This window comes from Actinomadura terrae (assembly GCF_022751215.1).
In the GTDB taxonomy this organism is placed as follows: domain Bacteria; phylum Actinomycetota; class Actinomycetes; order Streptosporangiales; family Streptosporangiaceae; genus Spirillospora; species Spirillospora terrae.
The window spans coordinates 290,795-308,988 of sequence record NZ_JAICDG010000007.1 but is presented as its reverse complement, the minus strand read 5'-3'; the positions used below and the strand labels follow the sequence as shown (position 1 = coordinate 308,988).

At 73.5% G+C, this 18,194-nt stretch carries 19 protein-coding genes; 10 read left to right on the top strand and 9 right to left on the bottom strand.

Annotated features, from left to right (window positions below; all coding sequences use genetic code 11):
• Positions 1-17: 17 nt before the first annotated feature.
• Positions 18-1,043 (top strand): NAD-dependent epimerase/dehydratase family protein, encoded by a 1,026-nt coding sequence (locus K2F47_RS35490; RefSeq protein ID WP_242910544.1) that lies wholly within the window; start codon positions 18-20, stop codon positions 1,041-1,043.
• Here K2F47_RS35490 and K2F47_RS35485 read toward each other — a convergent pair.
• Together K2F47_RS35485 and sigK are read right to left on the bottom strand one after the other, a co-directional pair.
• The gene (locus K2F47_RS35485; protein ID WP_242910543.1) at positions 1,024-1,743 is read right to left on the bottom strand and encodes an anti-sigma factor; all 720 of its coding nucleotides are present in this window, start codon (positions 1,741-1,743) and stop codon (positions 1,024-1,026) included. The genes K2F47_RS35490 and K2F47_RS35485 overlap by 20 nt on opposite strands.
• A complete protein-coding gene (gene sigK, locus K2F47_RS35480; protein WP_242910542.1) occupies positions 1,740-2,318 on the bottom strand; it encodes an ECF RNA polymerase sigma factor SigK in 579 nt (192 codons plus the stop codon). The genes K2F47_RS35485 and sigK overlap by 4 nt, the downstream gene beginning before the upstream one ends.
• A 128-nt stretch (positions 2,319-2,446) precedes the next feature.
• Here sigK and K2F47_RS35475 point away from each other — a divergent pair, with 128 nt between their 5' ends.
• The 3 genes from K2F47_RS35475 (at position 2,447) to K2F47_RS35465 (ending at position 5,365) form a co-directional block, all read left to right on the top strand.
• On the top strand, positions 2,447-3,958 hold the full coding sequence (locus K2F47_RS35475; RefSeq protein ID WP_242910541.1) for a molybdopterin-dependent oxidoreductase: 1,512 nt from the start codon (positions 2,447-2,449) through the stop codon (positions 3,956-3,958).
• 63 nt (positions 3,959-4,021) lie between these two features.
• Positions 4,022-4,654: a fasciclin domain-containing protein gene (locus tag K2F47_RS35470; protein ID WP_242910539.1), complete on the top strand. Its 633-nt coding sequence runs from the start codon at positions 4,022-4,024 to the stop codon at positions 4,652-4,654.
• A gap of 54 nt (positions 4,655-4,708) precedes the next feature.
• Positions 4,709-5,365: a carbonic anhydrase gene (locus K2F47_RS35465; RefSeq protein WP_242910538.1), complete on the top strand. Its 657-nt coding sequence runs from the start codon at positions 4,709-4,711 to the stop codon at positions 5,363-5,365.
• Positions 5,366-5,390: 25 nt separating this feature from the next.
• On the opposite strand, the gene K2F47_RS35460 is transcribed toward K2F47_RS35465, so the two are convergent.
• Together K2F47_RS35460 and K2F47_RS35455 are read right to left on the bottom strand one after the other, a co-directional pair.
• Positions 5,391-6,572, bottom strand: coding sequence for a DUF1990 family protein (locus K2F47_RS35460; RefSeq protein WP_242910537.1), 1,182 nt, complete (start codon positions 6,570-6,572; stop codon positions 5,391-5,393).
• Positions 6,569-8,101: a DUF1990 family protein gene (locus tag K2F47_RS35455; protein ID WP_242910536.1), complete on the bottom strand. Its 1,533-nt coding sequence runs from the start codon at positions 8,099-8,101 to the stop codon at positions 6,569-6,571. Before K2F47_RS35455 ends, K2F47_RS35460 begins: the two co-directional genes overlap by 4 nt.
• Before the next feature lie 159 nt (positions 8,102-8,260).
• On the opposite strand from K2F47_RS35455, the gene K2F47_RS35450 reads away from it, so the two are divergent.
• From K2F47_RS35450 to K2F47_RS35440, 3 genes are read left to right on the top strand one after another with little or no spacing between them, the layout of a single operon-like run.
• Positions 8,261-9,319 carry an iron-containing redox enzyme family protein gene (locus tag K2F47_RS35450; RefSeq protein ID WP_242910535.1) on the top strand — a complete coding sequence of 353 codons (1,059 nt, stop codon included), beginning with the start codon at positions 8,261-8,263 and terminating at the stop codon, positions 9,317-9,319.
• Positions 9,316-10,005, top strand: a complete 690-nt coding sequence (locus K2F47_RS35445) for a HemK2/MTQ2 family protein methyltransferase (RefSeq protein ID WP_242910534.1) — start codon at positions 9,316-9,318, stop codon at positions 10,003-10,005. Before K2F47_RS35450 ends, K2F47_RS35445 begins: the two co-directional genes overlap by 4 nt.
• Positions 9,980-10,225, top strand: coding sequence for a CDGSH iron-sulfur domain-containing protein (locus K2F47_RS35440; RefSeq protein WP_242910533.1), 246 nt, complete (start codon positions 9,980-9,982; stop codon positions 10,223-10,225). Before K2F47_RS35445 ends, K2F47_RS35440 begins: the two co-directional genes overlap by 26 nt.
• A 22-nt stretch (positions 10,226-10,247) precedes the next feature.
• Here K2F47_RS35440 and K2F47_RS35435 read toward each other — a convergent pair whose 3' ends face one another.
• The 3 genes from K2F47_RS35435 to K2F47_RS35425 form a co-directional block, all read right to left on the bottom strand.
• Entirely contained in the window at positions 10,248-11,198 is a 951-nt protein-coding gene (locus K2F47_RS35435) for a sigma-70 family RNA polymerase sigma factor (protein WP_242910532.1), read from the bottom strand.
• A gap of 10 nt (positions 11,199-11,208) precedes the next feature.
• Positions 11,209-12,426 carry an NAD(P)/FAD-dependent oxidoreductase gene (locus K2F47_RS35430; RefSeq protein WP_242910531.1) on the bottom strand — a complete coding sequence of 406 codons (1,218 nt, stop codon included), beginning with the start codon at positions 12,424-12,426 and terminating at the stop codon, positions 11,209-11,211.
• A 131-nt stretch (positions 12,427-12,557) separates the two neighbouring features.
• Positions 12,558-13,619, bottom strand: coding sequence for an alcohol dehydrogenase catalytic domain-containing protein (locus K2F47_RS35425; protein WP_242910530.1), 1,062 nt, complete (start codon positions 13,617-13,619; stop codon positions 12,558-12,560).
• 105 nt (positions 13,620-13,724) lie between these two features.
• On the opposite strand from K2F47_RS35425, the gene K2F47_RS35420 reads away from it, so the two are divergent.
• Together K2F47_RS35420 and K2F47_RS35415 are read left to right on the top strand one after the other, a co-directional pair.
• Positions 13,725-14,330 carry a CGNR zinc finger domain-containing protein gene (locus K2F47_RS35420; RefSeq protein WP_242910529.1) on the top strand — a complete coding sequence of 202 codons (606 nt, stop codon included), beginning with the start codon at positions 13,725-13,727 and terminating at the stop codon, positions 14,328-14,330.
• 79 nt (positions 14,331-14,409) lie between these two features.
• Entirely contained in the window at positions 14,410-15,054 is a 645-nt protein-coding gene (locus K2F47_RS35415; RefSeq protein ID WP_242910528.1) for a hemerythrin domain-containing protein, read from the top strand.
• An 8-nt stretch (positions 15,055-15,062) separates the two neighbouring features.
• Here K2F47_RS35415 and erm read toward each other — a convergent pair whose 3' ends face one another.
• Positions 15,063-15,860, bottom strand: coding sequence for an ErmE/ErmH/ErmO/ErmR family 23S rRNA (adenine(2058)-N(6))-methyltransferase (erm, locus tag K2F47_RS35410; protein ID WP_372490975.1), 798 nt, complete (start codon positions 15,858-15,860; stop codon positions 15,063-15,065).
• Positions 15,861-16,412: 552 nt separating this feature from the next.
• On the opposite strand from erm, the gene K2F47_RS35405 reads away from it, so the two are divergent.
• Complete coding sequence (locus K2F47_RS35405) at positions 16,413-16,670, top strand: hypothetical protein (RefSeq protein WP_242910526.1); 258 nt, start codon at positions 16,413-16,415, stop codon at positions 16,668-16,670.
• A gap of 54 nt (positions 16,671-16,724) precedes the next feature.
• Here K2F47_RS35405 and K2F47_RS35400 read toward each other — a convergent pair whose 3' ends face one another.
• On the bottom strand, positions 16,725-18,182 hold the full coding sequence (locus K2F47_RS35400) for a benzaldehyde dehydrogenase (RefSeq protein WP_242910525.1): 1,458 nt from the start codon (positions 18,180-18,182) through the stop codon (positions 16,725-16,727).
• Between the last annotated feature and the right edge of the window lie 12 nt (positions 18,183-18,194).

The window sequence follows — 18,194 nt, the reverse complement described above, 5'->3', positions numbered from 1 at the left end:
GACACGGCGGGCGCGCGATGACGCGGCTGCTGGTGCTGGGCGGCACCGCCTTCGTCGGACGGGCCGTCGTGGACGCCGCGCTTCGGCGCGGCTGGAAGGTGACCACGTTCAGCAGGGGCGTCACCGGACCGCCCCCGTCCGGCGCCGAAGCGCTCACCGGGGACCGGACCGACCCGGACGGCCTGCGCGCGCTCGCCGGACGCGAGTGGGACCTGGTGATCGACACCTGGCGGGACGACGCCGCGGCCGTCACCGCCGCCGCGCGGGCGCTGGAGCCCTCGGTCGGCCGGTACGCCTACGTGTCGAGCCTGGCAGTGTACGCGTGGCCGCCGCCCGCCGAGTTCACCGAGGACGCCCCGCTGCTCGATCCCGACTCCGGCTCGTCCGGCGGGATCTTCGGCTCGTACGCGCTGGCCAAGGCGGGCGGGGAGCACGCCGTCCGCGCCGCGTTCGGTGACCGCGCCCTGCTCGCCCGCACCGGCCTCATCCTGGGCCCCCACGAGTACGCGGGCCGCCTCCCGTGGTGGCTGCTGCGCGTGGCGCGGGGCGGCCGGGTGGCGGCGCCCCGGCCCTCCGACCTGCCCCTCCAGTACATCGACACCCGCGACCTGGCCGAATGGCTCCTGGACGCCGAGGAGAACGGCCTCGCCGGGGATTTCAACGTGCTCTCCGACGTCGGGCACGCCACCATGGCGTCGCTCCTGGCCGCCTGCCGCGCCGTGACGGGCGGCGGCGCCGATCTGACGTGGGTCGACGGCGACGTCCTGCTCGCCCACGGGGTGCGTCCGTGGATGGAGCTGCCGATCTGGATCCCGCCGGGCAACGTCCTGGAACCCAGCTACCGCGTGGACTCCACCAAGGCGAAGGCCGCCGGCCTGCACTGCCGCCCTGTGCACGACACGGTCGCCGACACCTGGCGGTGGCTGCGATCCGAACCCGACCACGGCCGCAGGGCGGGCCAGGACAAACCCTGGATGACCCCCGAGAAGGAGGCCGAAGTGCTCGTGGCCTGGGATCGGTTGCTCAGGTCAGCGGGAGGGTGAGGAAGGGGGCGGTGGACGGCCGGGCGGATCCGCCAGCGGGTTCGACGGTCATACCGACCTGCTGCGCGGTTCCGAGCCCGGAGGCGATGATCGGCTGTGACGGCCCGTCCGCAGGTGGCCGTAGGACGCCGCCCGAGCGCGGAGCGGCGGAGGCGGCCAGGAACCAGAGCTGGTAGGTCCGCGCCGGCGGCAGCCGCCTGAGCCGGGACGTGGTGATCACCGCCTGGTCGAGCGACCGGGACGACACGACGGTGACCGTGGCGCCGTCCCGCGTCCGGGCGGTGGACGTCCGGGCGTCGGGCGCCGTCATCACGGCGGCGATCCGCCGGTCGGCCTCCCGCGCGCGTTCGGCGGTGCCGTGCAGGTGGACCGCCGTGATCCCGCAGGCGAGGGCGAGCACGAGGCACGCGGCGGCGGCGAGCCAGCTCAGCCCGCGTCTCGGTGCGGGCGGCAGCCGGCGGGCGAGGCGCGGCGGCGACTGCCGCGTCCGGCCGATCTCGGCGAGGACCCGGTCGCGCAGCGCGGGCGGCGGCTGCCGGGACGCGGCCAGCGCCAGCCGGGCGGTGGCCTCCCGCAGCCCGGCGACCTCCTGCGCGCAGGAGGAGCAGCCGGACAGATGGCGTTCGAACCGGCGCCGCTCGGCGTCCGGCAGCGCGTCCAGGGCGTGGGCGGCGGCGAGGTGGTGCGGATCGTGGGTCATGACTGGACTCCCAGGCAGTCGCGCAGCCGGATCAGCCCGTCGCGCATCCGCGTCTTGACGGCGGCGAGCCCGACGCCCAGCAGCTCGGACACCTCCCGGTAGGTGTAACCGCCGTAGTAGGCCAGCGTGATCGACTCGCGCTGCGTCGGGGTGAGGCCGCGCAGGCAGCGGCGCACCTGCTGGTGCTCCAGCCGCGTGCCGACCTGCTCGGCGACCACGTCGTAGTCCGGATCGGGCACGCCCGCCCGCTCCTCGCGGACCCGGCCGGCCTGCGCGGAGCGGACCCGGTCGATCGCGCGGCGGTGCGCCATCGTCAGCGCCCACGCCGTGGCGCTGCCCCGGTCCGGCCGGTAGTGCGACGCCTTGCGCCACACCTCGACCAGCACCTCCTGGGCGACCTCCTCGGCCTGGGCCGGGTCGCGGACGACGCGCAGCGCCGTCCCGTACACCGGCCCGCACAGCCGCTCGTACACCTGCTCGAACGCGTCCCGGTCGCCCCGGGCGACTTGGGAAAGCAGCTCGCCCAGGTCCGGGACGCCGGACGGCGCGGCACGGCCGCTCGACGGATCAGTCATCTCCACACCCGGTATTCGGCGCCGGAGCCGGCGCGGATGGGGTGAACCTCGTCCGGAAAGATTCGCACCATCCGCTCGCCGCGCGGCACCGAACACCCAGTGTGACAGGCGATGGAGTAACCGGGCCGGTGCGGTGGGTCACCGCCGCGCTGCACGGCCTGCTGGCCGCGGCCGCCGCGCTGGGGAGCGCCGAGCTGGCGGCCGGTGCCATCGGACGGGCGACCGCGTCCCCGATCCTCGCCGTCGGCGCGGGCTTCATCGACCTCACCCCCGTCCGGCTGAAGGACTTCGCGATCCGCACCTTCGGCGACGACGACAAGGCCGTCCTGCTGGCCGGGCTCGGCTGCGGGACCGCCATGGCGGCGGTCGCGGTCGGGCTGCTGAGCCGCGGGCGGCCGCTCCGAGGGGCGGCGGGGCTGGCCGCGTTCGGGATCGTCGGCGTGGTCGCGGCCCTGACCCGTCCGGCGGCGGACCTGGTCGACGCGGTCCCGGCCGTCGTCGGCGCCGCGTGCGGCATGGCCGCGCTGACCCTGCTGGCGGCACGCTCCCGCGAGGGCGCCGGACCGGCCCGGGTGGACGACCGGCGGCGTGCGCTGCTGACCGGCGCCGGAGTCGCGGCCGCGGCGGCGGTGAGCGGTGCCGGGGGGCGGGCGCTGCTGCGGCGCGGGAACGTCTCCGCCGTCCGGGCCCGGCTGCGACTGCCGCCCCCGGTGAGCCCGGCCGCGCCGGTCCCGCCGGGCGCGCAGGTGCGGGTCCCGGGCATGACCTCGTTCCGGACGTCCAACGCCGCCTTCTACCGGGTCGACACCGCCCTCGTCCTGCCCCAGGTCGATCCCCGGGACTGGACGCTGCGGATCCACGGGATGGTCGCCCGCCCGATCGAGTTGACCTTCGACGACCTGCTGCGCCAGGCGCTGGTCGAACGCGACATCACGCTCGCGTGCGTGTCGAACCAGGTCGGCGGCGACCTGGCCGGGAGCGCCCGCTGGCTCGGCGCGCCGCTCGCGGCCGTGCTCCGCCGCGCCGGGGTACGGGCGGGGGCCGACCAGATCCTGTCCCGCTCGTCCGACGGCATGACCCTCGGCACTCCGCTGGAGGCGGTGCTGGACGGGCGTGACGCGCTGCTGGCCGTGGGGATGAACGGCGAGCCGCTGCCGGTCGCGCACGGTTTTCCCGCCCGCATGGTGGTGCCCGGCCTCTACGGCTACGTGTCGGCGACCAAGTGGGTCGTCGATCTCAAGGTGACCCGGTTCGCTACCGACCAGGCGTACTGGACCAAGCGCGGCTACGCCGAACACGCGCCCGTCAAGACGTTCTCCCGCATCGACGTCCCCAAGCCGTTCGCGCGCCTCAAGGCCGGGCCCGTCGCCGTGGCCGGCACCGCCTGGGCCCAGCACCGCGGCATCGACGCCGTCGAGTGGCAGGTCGACGACGGGCCCTGGCGTCCGGCGCGGCTCGCCCCGGTGCCCGGAATCGACACCTGGCGGCAGTGGCTCGCCGAATGGGACGCCTCCCCGGGCTCGCACACCCTCCGCGTCCGCGCCGTCGACGGGACCGGGACGACCCAGCCCGAGCACCGGACACCCCCGTTCCCGGACGGGGCCACCGGCTGGCACTCGGTGGTGGTCACCGTGACCTGAGCCGAGCGGCCGACCCCGCATTCAGCCGAGACCGACAGTTCATCCGATCCAGAGGAGCCCACCATGAAGCGCACACGAATCACCGCCGGCGTCCTGTCCGCGGCCGTCCTGACCGTGGGACTCGCCGCCTGCTCCGGCGACGACGACAACGCCTCCAGCACCGCCTCGCCCAGCGCGGCGGCGCCCTCCGCCACCGGTGCGGCGGCACCCGCGATGGACAAGCCGTTCGGACCGGCGTGCACCGCCGTCCCCGCCTCCGGCAAGGGCAGCTTCGGCGGCATGGCCGCCGACCCGGTCGCGACGGCCGCGTCCAACAACCCCGTGCTGTCCACGCTGGTCGGCGCGGTCAAGCAGGCGGGGCTCGTCGACACCCTCAACTCCGCCCAGCACATCACCGTGTTCGCGCCGACCAACGACGCCTTCGCCAAGATCCCCAAGGGCACGCTCGGCAAGGTGATGGCCGACAAGGAGACGCTGAAGGGCATCCTGACCTACCACGTCGTCGGCCAGAAGATCGCGCCGGGCGGCCTGCCGTCCGGCAGCTTCACGACCCTGCAAGGCGCCACGCTCAGCACCAGCGGCTCGGGAGACTCCTTCACCGTCGGCACCGGCAAGGCGAACGTGGTGTGCGGGAACATCCAGACCGCCAACGCCACCGTCTACATCATCGACTCCGTCCTGATGCCGCCCAAGTAGCCCGAGCGGACCCTGATGGAACGGGGCAGGGGGCCGCGGCCGTAGGCTTCGGCCATGACCGACATCGAGGCCATGTCCCCGAAGGCCGCTTTCGAGTTGCTGCTGGCCGGCAACAGAAGGTTCGTGGCGGGTACCCCCGAGCATCCGAACCAGGACGCGGCGCGCCGCACCGAGGTCGCCGCGTCCCAGCGCCCGTTCGCCGTGCTGTTCGGGTGCTCGGACTCCCGGCTGGCCGCCGAGATCATCTTCGACCGCGGTCTGGGCGACCTGTTCGTGGTGCGCACCGCCGGCCACGTGATGGGGCCGGAGGTGCTTGGCAGCATCGAGTTCGGCGTCGGCGAGCTGGGAGCCCCGCTGGTCGTGGTGCTGGGCCACGAGGGGTGCGGTGCGGTCGGCGCCGCGTGCGCCGCGCTGGAGAACGGGGTGCCCCCGTCCGGGTATGTGCGGGACGTCGTCGAGCGGGTGACGCCCAGCGTGCTGGCCGCGCGGGCCGCCGGCAGCGTGCGGGCGGAGGACATCCTGGCCGAGCACATCCGGTACACCGTCGACCTGCTGCTGGATCGCTCCCGCCTGCTGTCCGAGCGGGTCGCCGCCGGGCAGGCCGCCGTCGCGGGCCTGTGCTACGGGCTGGCCGACGGCACCGCACGCCTCTTCGCGGCCCACGGCCAGGACCTGCCCGTTGCCGATCCCCGTAGTCGCGTGCACAACTGACCCGGGTTGCGGGGTCCGGTGACGGTCACTGTGCCGCGGGCTGTCCCTGGCGGAACACCTTCTCGCTCGTCGCCGTCCGGAGCCGCTCCAGGACGGTGAGCTGGTCGTCCGCGCGCGCCTGGAGCTTTCGCAGATGCTCGGTGTCGAGGGCAGGCTCCTGTTCGGCGACGGCGAGCAGGGTGCGCCATCCGGCGCGTTTGCCGTGGACCGCAAGGGTCAGGGCTTCGAGCTCCACCACGTCGCTCAGCGGGGAGCGGCGGAGCAGGCTGCCGTTGAGTTTGAGCCGCCCCGCCTTCTCGGCCGTCCACACCGCGACGCTCTTGTAGCGGCGGGCCGGCAACCCGAGCGACTTCAGGATCGCCAGCAGGGCGCCCCGGTCGGCGGCGATGTCGTCGGCCAGCCGGCGGAGCTGCTCGGCGTCGTCCGAGCCGCGATGCCCTCGCGCGAGCCGGTAGGCCAGGCCCACACCGCCCGCCGCTGCGGCGAGATGGTCGTTGAGATAGATGCCCAGAAGCTGCCGGGAACGGGTTTCCTCCATCCGTGGCCGATACCCGGAGGCAGCCGGGCAAACGCGCGGGGCGCCGAGTGCGGCGGCGGTCAAGGCCTTCATTCTCCGGCACGCCCGCTTGTAGAACTTCAGCTGCATATATCGCCCGAAGAACAGGAAGCCGAGCCGGACGATCGGGTGGGGTGTGGGCGCGGCTTGCGAGAAAACATGGATATGGAATTCCACCTCACCGGTGTCGAGCCATTTACGCACCTCCTGGTCCATCTGACCCCGTTCCAGGTGCCCCTCCAGGGTCTGGTAGTTCCAGCCCCACACCCGCACGGGGCGCCCGTCCCGCTCGATGGTCGTGTCGACGACGTCGCCGACCCGTAGGCCGAGGTGGAAGCGCAGCCCGTAGAACCGGGCTTCGAGCAGCATGTCCCGGCCCGGCTCGGGCGGGCCCGAGCGGCAGATCTCGCGGATGATGCGCGGATCGGCGTACTGGTAGCCCCGGACGAGGCGGCGGGCGATCTCCCAGCTTCCTCCGGGGACCGGGGGACCCGGCGGTTCCGGCGGCAGTTGCTGCCGGTAGTCGTCGAGATTCCAACCCGGCTCGGGCCTCGTCATGTCGTGCTGCCGGGGATCGAAGTTGAGACGACACCGGTGCAGGTCGGCGTGGCGTCGGCGCATGCGCTGCCGGGCGCGTTCCTTCCGCGTCATGACGATGGCCTTTCCGGCCGGTGATCGGCGCCATGGCGGGCGACGCGCTGGACGGCCGAGTAACTGGAGCCGCGGGCCCGCTGGAGGAGCCCTTCCGGGTGCAGTTCCCGGATGGGATGGCGGGCGGGATTGAAGCGCATGGGTTCGAGGTCGTCGCTGCGCGCCGGCCCGATGAGCCTTAGTTCGCCGAAGGGCTCCCACGGGCCGAACTCGGTCGCCACCACCAGATCCAGGAGCAGCGGCCGCTCGTCCACGGCGCGCGCGAGAGTCGTGAGATCGGCCGGGGCGATGCGTGTGCGGCGGGCGACCGCGCCCAGCAGGACGCGACGGTCACCGACCCGGTACGTCAGGAGGGAGCCGTAGAACGCGGGACTCCACCTGGTCATCGGCCGCAGCAGGTGACGGCCGGGCACGGTCTGCCCGGTCGCGGCCAGGAGCAACTCGGCAGTGGAATGGTCACCGGTGAGGTCCGCCTGCGGTTGCGGCCAGCGCAGCGCGAGGCCCAGCACGTCCGGCAGCGGGGGCGGCAACCCCACCGCGCGCGAAAGCCGCGCTCTTCCCCGGAGTTCGGTGTGGTCGTCGAGGAACGGCACTCCCCGGTGCTGGGAGGTGCCGTGCAGGCGCAAAAGGGCATCGAAGACCAGGCCCCTCGGGTGCAGGGGCCGGTTTCGCAAGCGCGCCGCCAAGGCGAAACTCCGCGCGAACGCCGCGTCCACCGCACGGGTGATCGACTGGTTTCCGCTCCGGGCCCTGAACATGTCGCTTCGTTCTGTCTGGATTTCGACGTCGCCGACTACCTCGCCTTCCGCGATCTCGGCGACCCGCCTACAGAAATGCGCCCACATGTGCGATTGCATTTCCTTCGCGATGCCCACCTTCTCGTAGAGCAGGTCCGCCAACCGGTCGCCGCTGCGCGCCCAGGACTCGATCGTGAACACCAGGTCGCCCTCGCGGGCGTCGCCGACCCGGAACTCGATCTCACCGGCCTCCATATGGCCGCGCAGGGTGGCGAACCGGAACGACACAGGCGTCCGTTCCACCACCCGGACCGGGCAGTTCCACGGCCCCGGCATGTGGACCACGTACTCGTCCCCGACCTCCAGCCGCCGGGAGCCTCCCGAGGTCTTGTCGAAAACGGCGATCTCCACCGGGGAGGCGGCGTTGAGATCACCGCCCAGCCGTTGGATCAGCTGGGCGGCGCTGATGGGGCTGCCGGAGATCTGGACGACGTAGCGTCGCTGGTAGGTGAGTCCGACGCCCTGTCGCACGTGCTGCGTCTGCGCTCCGCTGCGCTGCGGGATCCGTTCGGCCTCCGACAGTATCCCCGTGCGGATTCGGCGCCGTCTCACTTGGCGGGAGCGCCGCAGCCACCGCCACGACGCGATTCCCATCCCCACGGGCCAGCGCAGCGCACGCACGCGCCGCCGCCAACGTACTCGCACGACATCCCCCGATGTTCGCCGCGTGATCGCATCGCCGTCTGCCCGCGCGCTCCGCCATACCCTCGCCGACCAGCCCAAACCGGTCACAGCCCAGGAACGGAACTGCGCCCGTCACCTCGGCGCCGACAGCCGACCCGCCCCGGTCCCTCCATCGGTCTAGTGCGACAAACGTGGGAAAAGAGCGACGTATGGGACGTGTCTTAACGGGTACCGGAAACCGGACAATCTCAAGGTCACGGAGGGAACATGACCGTAGGACACGTGCCGGGCCGGTTCGCCGAGGGGGCCCCGGAGCGGGGGAGGGCTCCGGCGCCGCCCCCTTCCCGCGGCCTGCTCTCGCGCACGGTGGCCGACACGCTGACGGCGGGCCCACCGGGCTCGTTCGTCCGCTCGCCCGACCTGTTCGCCGCCGTGGTGGCGGCCGATCCCTTCGGCGACGATCTTCAGCTGGCCCTGTACATGTGCTACGAGCTGCACTACCGCGGGTTCGCCGGGGTCGACGCGGACTGGGAGTGGGACGCGGGGCTCCTCCGGCTGCGCGGCGAGATGGAGGCGGTCTTCCTGGACGCGCTGCGCCGGGAGACCGTCCCCGGCACCGACGTGGAGGAGGCTCTGGAGGGCCTGCTGACCGAGCCGGTCGACGGGGAGGGCGTCAGCCACCATCTGCGGGACAACGGCGCGGGCTGGCAACTGCTGGAGCACGCGGCCCTGCGGTCGGTCTACCACCTCAAGGAGGCCGACCCGCACGCGTTCGTGGTGCCGCGCCTGCGGGGGCAGGCGAAGACGGCGCTGGTGGCGGTGGAGCACGACGAGTTCGGCGGCGGCCGTCCCGAGATGATCCACCAGGGCCTTTACGCCGACCTGCTGGACGACCTGGGGCTGGACCCGTCCTACGGCGCCTACGTGGACGCGGCGCCGGCGGCGATGCTGGCGACGGTGAACATGATGTCGCTGTTCGGGCTGCGGCGGTCGCTGCGCGGCGCACTGGTGGGCCACTTCGCGGCGGCGGAGATCACGACGGCGCCGTCCGCGCGGCGGATGGCGGCGGCGCTGGAGCGGCTCGGCGGCGGCCCGCGGGCCCGCCTGTTCTACACGGAGCACATCGAGGCCGACGCCGTCCACGAGCAGGTACTGCGCCACGACGTGATCGGCGGGCTGCTCGCCGACGAGCCCGAGCTGGCCGCCGACGTGGTCCTCGGCGTGCGGGCCACGGTCCTGCTGGAGGACCGCCTTGGCGCCCACCTGCTGGAATCCTGGAGATCAGGCCGCTCGGCGCTGCGCCGGCAAGTGACGGAGAACCGATGATGCTGCTGCGCCCGCCGGGCGTCTACCGCCCGCAGTCCGATACGCGGCTGCTGACGGCGGCACTGCGCGGCGCCGCCGTTCCGCCGGGCTCCCGTGTGCTGGAACTGGGCACCGGAACGGGCGCGGTCGCGGTGGCGGCCGCGAGAAGGGGCTGCCAGGTCGTCGCGGTGGACGTGTCGCCCTGGGCGGTCCTCACGGCGCGGATCAACGCGCGAGTGCGGGGCCTGCCGATGCGAGTGCTGCGCGGAGACCTGTTCGCGCCGGTGGCCGGGAAGACGTTCGACGTGATTCTCGCCAACCCCCCGTACGTCCCCGGCAACATCGACCCGGCGGCGGTGCGAGGCCGGGCACGCGCCTGGGAGGCGGGCCCGGAGGGCCGGACGCTGCTGGACCGTATCTGCCAGGCGGCCCCGCACCACCTGACACCCTCGGGAACCCTTCTCATGGTGCATTCGGCACTGAACGGGGTGGAGCCCACGCTGGTGGCGCTGCGCCAGGCGGGCCTGCGGGCCTCGGTGGTGGCGCGGCACCGCGAACCGTTCGGCCCGGTGCTGCGGGGACGCGCCGAGTCGCTGACGGCCCGGGGCCTCCTGTCCCCCGGGCAGGGCCACGAGGAGCTGGTCGTCATACGCGCCGACCGAGCCGCGCGGGGAGGGGGGCATGAGCATGGCAGCCGGGCGGCCTGAGCCGCGGCCCGCCCCGGAGCGGCGGCGGGTGCGGATCGTCCCGGGCGGGCCGATGATGGTCGAGGGCCCCGTCGAGATCGTCCTGGACGACGGCTCGACGGTCGTCTCCGACCGCTTCCAGGTGGCGCTGTGCACCTGCCGCCGCAGCGCCGCCTACCCCTTCTGCGACACCAGCCATCGGCGTCGCGCCCGTCGCCGCCGTCCTACCGGCGAGGAGTGAACCGCGACCCCGGAGTCCGGACTCACCACCGGCTGATGAGCAGCGTGCCTTGACCGTGCCGCCGCCAGGCCTCGGTGAGGCGGAGGAGGCGGCCGGGGGCGGCGATGCCGCGCACGGTCGTGATCCTGCCGCCGGTGAGGTCGAACGTCACGGCGCCGATGACCTGGTCGCCGAGCACGAACAGGATGGCGGGGGCCCCGTTGACGGACGCGTAGTGGACGGCGGGCGTGCCCCCGGCGAACCGCCGTTTCGCGGGAGTGGGGGTGAAACCGGCCAGTGCGACGGCGGCGATGCGCTGCGGAGTGTCGTACCGCAGCAGGGACGCGGTCAGGCCGGCGCCGTCGGAGATCGCGGTCGCGTCGTCGGTGAGCAGCGCCACCAGCCGGTCGGTGCGGCCCGAGGAGGCGGCGCCGAGGAACTCCTCGACGACCCTGCGGGCGGTCACCGGATCGACGTCGCCGCCGCGCGGCGCGGCGGCGACGCGGCGGCGGGCCCGGTGGAGGTGCTGCTGGCTCGCGGACTCGGTGATGTCCAGGATTTCGGCGATCTCGGCTTGGCTGTAGGAGAACGCCTCGCGCAGGACGTAGACCGCCCGCTCGACGGGCGACAGGCGCTCCATGAGCGTCAGCACGGCCAGCGAGACCGATTCGCGCTGCTCGACGGGGTCGGCCGGGCCGAGCATCGGGTCGCCGTCCAGCACCGGCTCGGGCAGCCAGGCGCCGGCGGTGCGTTCGCGGCGGGCCCGCGCCGAGCGGAGCCGGTCCAGGCACAGGTTGGTGACGACCTTGGTCAGCCAGGCCTCCGGCACCTTGATCCGCTGCCGGTCCGCCGTCTGCCAGCGCAGGAACGCGTCCTGCACGGCGTCCTCGGCGTCGGTGGCCGAGCCCAGCAGCCGGTAGGCGAGTGCGGCCAGCCGGTTCCGGCTGGCCTCGAACCGGCCGGTGTCGAAATGATCGGCGGCGGTGCCCTCCACGCGGGCCAACCTAGGCGGCAACGCGACCGCCCTCCCGGTGGGCGGCCGTGGTCTCGGCGCTCGCCTCCGGCGCGGCGGCCAGCCGGTGCCTGCGCCTGGGCAGGCCGAAGGTCGGGTGCGAGGTGCCCCACAGCGACATCGTGACGATGCCCGCCTTGATCCGCGCGGCCTTCCGGCCGCCGATGTACTTCGGCTTCGCCCGCCCCTGGTCGTCGACCATGTGCAGGATCGCGTCCCGCCGCCCGAGGCTGATGTGGTTGTAGATGTAGGCCGGCTTTGTGTCGGCGATCGCGCGGCCGGTCAGGCGTCCCACGATCGCCTCGATGGCCTGCCTGCCGGTGCAGCCGGCCGAGGCGCAGGACATCGGCAGCGGCCGGCCGTTCTCGCCGATGGCGTAGGCGCTGTCACCGACGGCGTAGACGGTCGGGTGCGAGACCGAGCGCATCGCGCGATCGACGATGATCCGCCCGTTCTCGGCGACCTCCAGCCCGCCGGCGGCGGCGATGGGATCGACCGCGAACCCGGCCGTCCACACGGTCGCCTCCGACGCCAGGACGGTGCCGTCGGCGGTCAGCACCCGGGCTTCCTCGACCGCTTCGACGCTGGTGTGCTCCACGACGGTGAGGCCCAGCCGGTCGCAGGCCCGCCGCAGGTGCCCGCGGGCCCCGGCGGAGAGCCGGGCGCCCAGCGCGCCGCGTGCGACCAGCGTCACCGACAGGCCGGGCCGGGACTCGGCGATCTCGGTGGCGGTCTCGATGCCGGTCAACCCGTCGCCGACGACCACCACGCGCCCGCCTTCGGACAGGCCGTCGAGGCGATCGCGCAGGCGCAGCGCCGAGGGCCTGGCGGCGATGTCGAAGGCGTGCTCGGCCGCGCCCGGAACGCCGCGGTCGGCACCGCGGCTGCCGAGGGCGTACAGGAGCGTGTCGTAGCCGAGCTGGCCGCCCCCGCCGGCGTCGGCCACGGCGACGAGCCGGCGGTCGGGATCGACGGCGGTGACACGGGCCACGCGCAGCCGAATCCCCGTCCCCGCGAAGACGTCGGCGAGTTTCGGAGCCTCGATCTCCCGGCCGGCCGCCAGCTGGTGCAGCCGCAGCCGCTGGACGAACTCCGGCACGGCGTTGACCACGGTGATCTCGGTGTCCGCCGGGGACAGCCGGCGGGCCAGGATGCCGGCCGCGTACGCCCCGGCGTAGCCGGCGCCGAGGACGACGATGCGGTGCTTCATGTGCTGCTCCTGTCGGTCGCTCGCTCTCGATGACCTGAGCGGAGCAGCGCCCCGATTGCTGACAGGAACGGGTGTTGCACAGGCCACATAGGGCCGCGATCATCGACCGTTCGGCCGGCGTGCCCGTGCGCTCAGAACCGGTCGATGACGACGACTCCGGTCGGGCCGTAGGAGTGCAGGGATTCCAGCACCTCGCTCACCTCGTCGAGGCTCACCGTGCGGGACACGATCCGGCCGGGGTTGAGGCGACCGGCTTCGATCATGTTCAGCATCGTGCCGAAGCGCTGGCCCTGCATGCCGAAGGCGCTCAGGAACTCCAGCTCCTTGACCATCATGACGTCGATCGGCAGCGCGACCTCGCCCTTCTCCGCGCGCGTGGTGTGGCCGAGCTGGAGATGACGCCCGCGTGTGCGCAGGGACATGACGGAGTTGCGGCAGGCGGCGGCGATGCCGACGGCGTCGACCGAGACGTGCGCGCCGCCGCGAGTGATCGTCTTCACCGCGTCGACGGGGTCGTCGTGCGCCGCGTTGACGGCGTGCGTCGCACCCAAGGCGCGTGCCGCCTCCAGCTTCTGGTCGGAGACGTCCACCGCGATCACGTTGGCGCCCGTCGCCGCGGCGATCTCCACCGCCGACAGTCCCATGCCGCCGCCGGCGCCGTAGACCGCGACCCATTCCCCGCCGCGGACCCGCGCCTGGTCGACGATGCCGTGGAAGGCGGTCATGTAGCGGCAGGCCAGGCTGGCGACCTCGACGAAGCCGACCGATTCCGGCACCGCGACAAGGTTGACGTCGGCGAAGCGCACCATGACCAGTTCCGCGAAGGCGCCCCAGTAGGACACGCCGGGCACGAGCGATTCCACGTGGTCGCACACGTGCTGGTTGCCGCTCCGGCACATCTCGCACGACCCCTCGCCCGGGTTCATCGGGAACAGGACGCGGTCGCCGCTCCTCCAGCCCCTCACCTCGCTCCCGACCTCTTCGATGGTGCCCGCGAACTCGTGGCCGAGCACGAACGGGGGGTGGATCTCCGGGCCTCCCGTCCAGAAGTCGCCCGCCCACAGGGCCCAGTCGGTCCGGCAGATGCCGTTCGCGCCGACGCGCACGATCGCGCCGTCCGGGGGGCACTCGGGATCCGGCACTTCACGGACGACGAGCGGCTTGTTGAGCTCTTCGATGACTGCGGCGCGCATGGACGCGTCCTTCCGATCGATGCTACTTGTGTCCACCGGTTTAGGCGGTAGACAGGGAAGCTACCTGTCCGGTTCGGCCATGGTCAACCGCATAGAGTGGTGGACATGAGCGATGAAGGCGGTCGGCGCACGGGCGGACGGCGCACCAAGGCCGACTTTCGGTTCGACGACGCGCGGCTGTGCTTCGGCTTCGCCGGGACGCTCGCCGATCGCGGCAAGGCCGTGCCCTTCGAACGGTTGGCGGGTCCGGCCGATCTGAGCCGTTGGTGCGTGGAGAGCGGCTGCACCGGCGTGGCGCCGGTCTGCACCGAGGCCGACCTGGCTCGGGCGAAGGAACTGCGGGAGGCGATCCAGCGGGTGGGGGAGGCCATGGCGGCCGGTATTCCACCCGGCTCCGCGGACGTCACCGTCATCAACCGCGCGGCCGCGGAACCCGCTTCGGCGCCGGAGCTCTCAGCCGATGCGCTCTCGGTCCGCTGGCACGGTGACGGGGTGGAGGCGGTGCTCTCGATGGTGGCGCGGGATCTGATCGCGCTGTGCGATTCGGAGTACCGCGGCCGTGTCCGCATCTGCGGGAATCCCGATTGCGGCGTGCCGTTCGTCGACACGTCCCGTGCGGGTGCCCGTCGCTGGTGCTCGATGAAGACCTGCGGGGCGCTCGCGAAGAAGCGGGCCTATCGAGCCAGGCTGCGCGCGGACGGCACCGGCTGAGTCCCCGTTTCCGGTGTGAGATGCGTCTCGAAGGAGGGGGTGGACGTCACATCCGGGGCGTCCACCCCCTCTTGTCTGTATGGAGACTTTCGCGATCCCGGCGCGGGAGACGGCCGACTTCGCCTACGTCCACGCGGCGCATGACGCCTTCCGGCGCGACATGGAGCGGCTCGCGGCGGTCGTGGCGGCGGGCAAGGCCCGCGCCCCGCACGTCCGCGCGGGCTGGGAGAACCTCAAGGAGCAGCTCCACCTGTACTTCCGGGCGGAGGACGCGCTGCTGTGGCCGCGCGTCGCGCGGGCGGTGCGGGGCAGGCCCGTCGAGCTGGCCGTCCTCACCGACGTGCGGGACGGGCACGCCCGGATCGAGCCGCTCGTGGTCGCGGTCGACGCAGCCCTGGAACAGGACGACCCGTCCGACCGCGCGGACCTGGCGGCGGCGGTCGCGGCGCTGCGGACGGCACTGGACGCCCACCTGCGGCACGAGGAGATGAGCGCGCTGCCGCTGGCGCGCTCGGTGCTCGGCGCTGAGGAGTGGCGGGCGCTGCGCGACGCGCTCCGCCGCGAGTGCGGGACGCGCATGACCCGGGTGATCCCGTGGATCGTGGACGGGATCGCGCCGATCGAGCGGAGCCGCTTCCTGACCGCGCTGCCCCGGGCCGTCCGCGAGGAGAACCGGCTGATGTGGGAGCCGACGTACCGCAAGCGGCGCCTGTGGAGCGTCTGACCCCGGCCTCAGCCATGCAGGACGCCGAACAAGGCGACCCACTGGTCGGGGTGGACGAACGCGACGACCGTGTCGCGGGGGAGCCGGGCGGCGCGGAACGCCGCGTCCAGACGCCGCCTCGGGTGGGCGGCGCGCAGTGAGGCGTGCAGCGTGCCGCCCCTGCCGCCGAACCCGAGGGTGACGCAGCTCCGGTAGCCCTCCATGGCGGAGGCCGGCAGGAGGGGGTGCTCCCGCCGGTCGAGCCGCAGGACCCCCGCGTCCACGCGCGGGACGGGACGGAACCCGCCGCGCGGCACGCGTTCCGCCAGCCGCCAGCGGAACTGCGGCCACGTCTCGACGGTGAGGCGGCTCCAGCGTCCGTAGTCGCCGGTGCGTTTGCGGGCGTACTCCAGCTGCGTGATGAGGGTGGCGGAGGCCAGGCTCGGCGCGTCCAGAGCCCAGCCGACGATCCGGGACGTGGCGGAGTAGGGGATGTTCCCGGCCAGGTGGAACGGCCCTCCGGGCGCCCGCGCCCGGAGGAAGTCGCCCTGCACGCAGGTGACATTGCCGAGGCCGCGGTCGCGGAGCCGCGCCGCCCACACCGGGTCGAGCTCGTAGGCGATGACGCGGTCGGCGCGGGCGGCCAGCGCGGCGGTGACGCGCCCGTCGCCCGCGCCGGCCTCGACGACGAGGCCGCCGGGCCCGTCGCCGACCATGCGCGCGTAGCGGCGGATCAGGTCGCGGTCGGCGAGGAAGTTCTGGGAGAGTTCGCGGCGGGCGCGGTCGCGGGCGGTCCGCCCCTTCGGCGCGCGCCGGTGATGGGAGATGCGTTCGTTCACGGTCGCCGTCCTTGGCGTCCGGCCATGGGCCGGGAGGACGGACGGGCCGCACGGCAGGCGGCGTCAACGCGTCAAGGCGTCAGGCGTCAAGGTGCGCGGGAGTGCCCGGCGGGCCCGTCCGAGATGGTCATGGACTCGGAGGCCCTGGACGGAGTCGGGCGGCGCAGAATGACGGAACGCGCGAGGAAAGCGGCGTTCAGGAGGCGGGGCGTCCCCGCCGGGAGATCAGGCGTCGGCGCGCACGGGGCGGTCCAGGGCGGGACGGCGCACGCGCGGCCGCGTGTACGCGGCGGCATGGGCGGTCCCCTGGGCCGCGATCTTTACGAAACATCCCACGCGGCCACACTAGCGGGACGCGGTCATCTGGCCCAAACGGTTTTTCGGACCGCCCGCCCCGAACCTCCCAGTGGGGCATTCGAGCAGGTCAGGGGCGGCAAAGTCGTTTAAAGGCGCTGTCAAGGGGCTATGACGGTAGGCGTAGGGAGACCGGGACCTCGCCGGGAGCACCGGCACGGGCCCGGGCGGCTGAGGAGGGCCGTCTTGCGGAAAGCGCACGAGATGCAGATGGTCAGGGTCGGGGAGTCGGGCCTGGAGGAGTGGGTGTGCCACGTCTGCGGCCGGCGCCTGATGCTCCGCTGGCCCCCGAACTACGAGAAGGTCGTGATCGAGCCGGGCGACGAGGAGGCCGGTCACGTGGGCGCCCTGGAGACGCCCGCCGTCAACGCCGGGGCCTGCGAGCGCCGGTGGCTCCGCGAGACGGGCAGGGACCACCACACCGGGCACGCCGAGGTGATCTGACCCGCCGGGGTGCGAGGCCGGGCCGCACGGCCCGGGCCCCGCACGCCTTCGGGCCTAGAACGGGTGCGGGGCGATCTCGCCGCGCATCGTCACCCACTGCGACTCGGTGAACGCCTCGATGTTGGCGTCCGGGCCGCCGAACCGGGACCCGTTCCCGGACGCGGCGAGCCCGCCGAACGGCACGACCGGCTCGTCGTTCACGGTCTGGTCGTTGATGTGCACGAGCCCGGTCGGGACGGCGTCAGCGATCTTCATGGCCTGGCCGACGTCGCCGAGGATGCCGAGCGAGAGGCCGTACTCGCTGTCGGCCGCCAGCGCGATCGCGTCGTCGGCCGTCGCGAACGGCACCACGGGTGCGACCGGGCCGAACACCTCCTGCGCGTACGCGGGCATGTCCGGGGTGACCTCCGCGAGCACCGTCGGACGGTAGAACAGCCCCTCGTGGGTGCCGCCCGCCGCGAGCCGCGCGCCCGCCGCGACGGTGCCGCGCACCAGCTCGTCGATGTGCGCGAGCTGCCGCTCGTCGATGATCGGGCCGAGCGCGACCGGCCCGGCCGCCGGGTCGCCGACCGGGAGCTTGTCGGCCTTGTCGGCCAGCGCCGCGACGTACTCCTCCTGCATGCTCTCGTGGACGAGGTGCCGCCCCGTCGTCATGCAGATCTGCCCCTGGTGCAGGAACGAGCCCCACGCGCCCGCCGACACCGCCTTGGACACGTCCGCGCCCGGCAGCACGATCAGCGCGTTGTTGCCGCCCAGCTCCAGGTGGGCGCGCTTGAGCAGCCGCCCGCACACCTCGCCGATCTTGCGTCCGGCGGCGGTGGAGCCGGTGAAGGACACCACCCGCACCTCGGGCGCGGCGACGACCGCCTCGCCCGCCTCCCGGCCGCCGGGCAGCAGGTGCAGCAGGCCCTCGGGCAGCCCCGCCTCCTGGAACACCCGCGCGAGCACCACGCCGCCGCACACCGCCGTGCGCGGGTCGGGCTTCAGCAGCACCGCGTTGCCCAGCGCCAGCGCGGGCGCCACCGACCGCATCGACAGGATCAGCGGGAAGTTGAACGGCGAGATCACGCTCACCACCCCGGCGGGACGGCGCCGCGCGAGGCTCCAGCGCGGCTGCGCCGACGGCAGCACGAGCCCCTGCGGGTGCGAGGCGAGGGCCGCCGACTCGTAGCACAGGTTCGCCGCGAAGTGCACTTCCAGCTCGGCCTTCGGCGGGATCGACCCGGCCTCCCGGACGAGCCAGTCGCGGATCTCCTCGGCGTGGTCCTCGAACAGCCGCCCGGCGCGGCGCAGCACGGCCGCGCGCTCCTCGTAGGAGCGGGCGGCCCAGTCCCGCTGCGCCGCGGCGGCGGACTTCGCGGCGGCGGCGACGTCCGCACCGTCCGCCTGGCCCAGGCTGCCGAGCGTGCCGCCGGTCGCCGGCTCGACGACGTCGTAGACACCGCCCCGGCCGGCGGACCAGCCGCCGTCGAAGATCTTCCCCGTCCACAGGGCGGGATCGAGCAACGTCATCGTTCCTCCTCA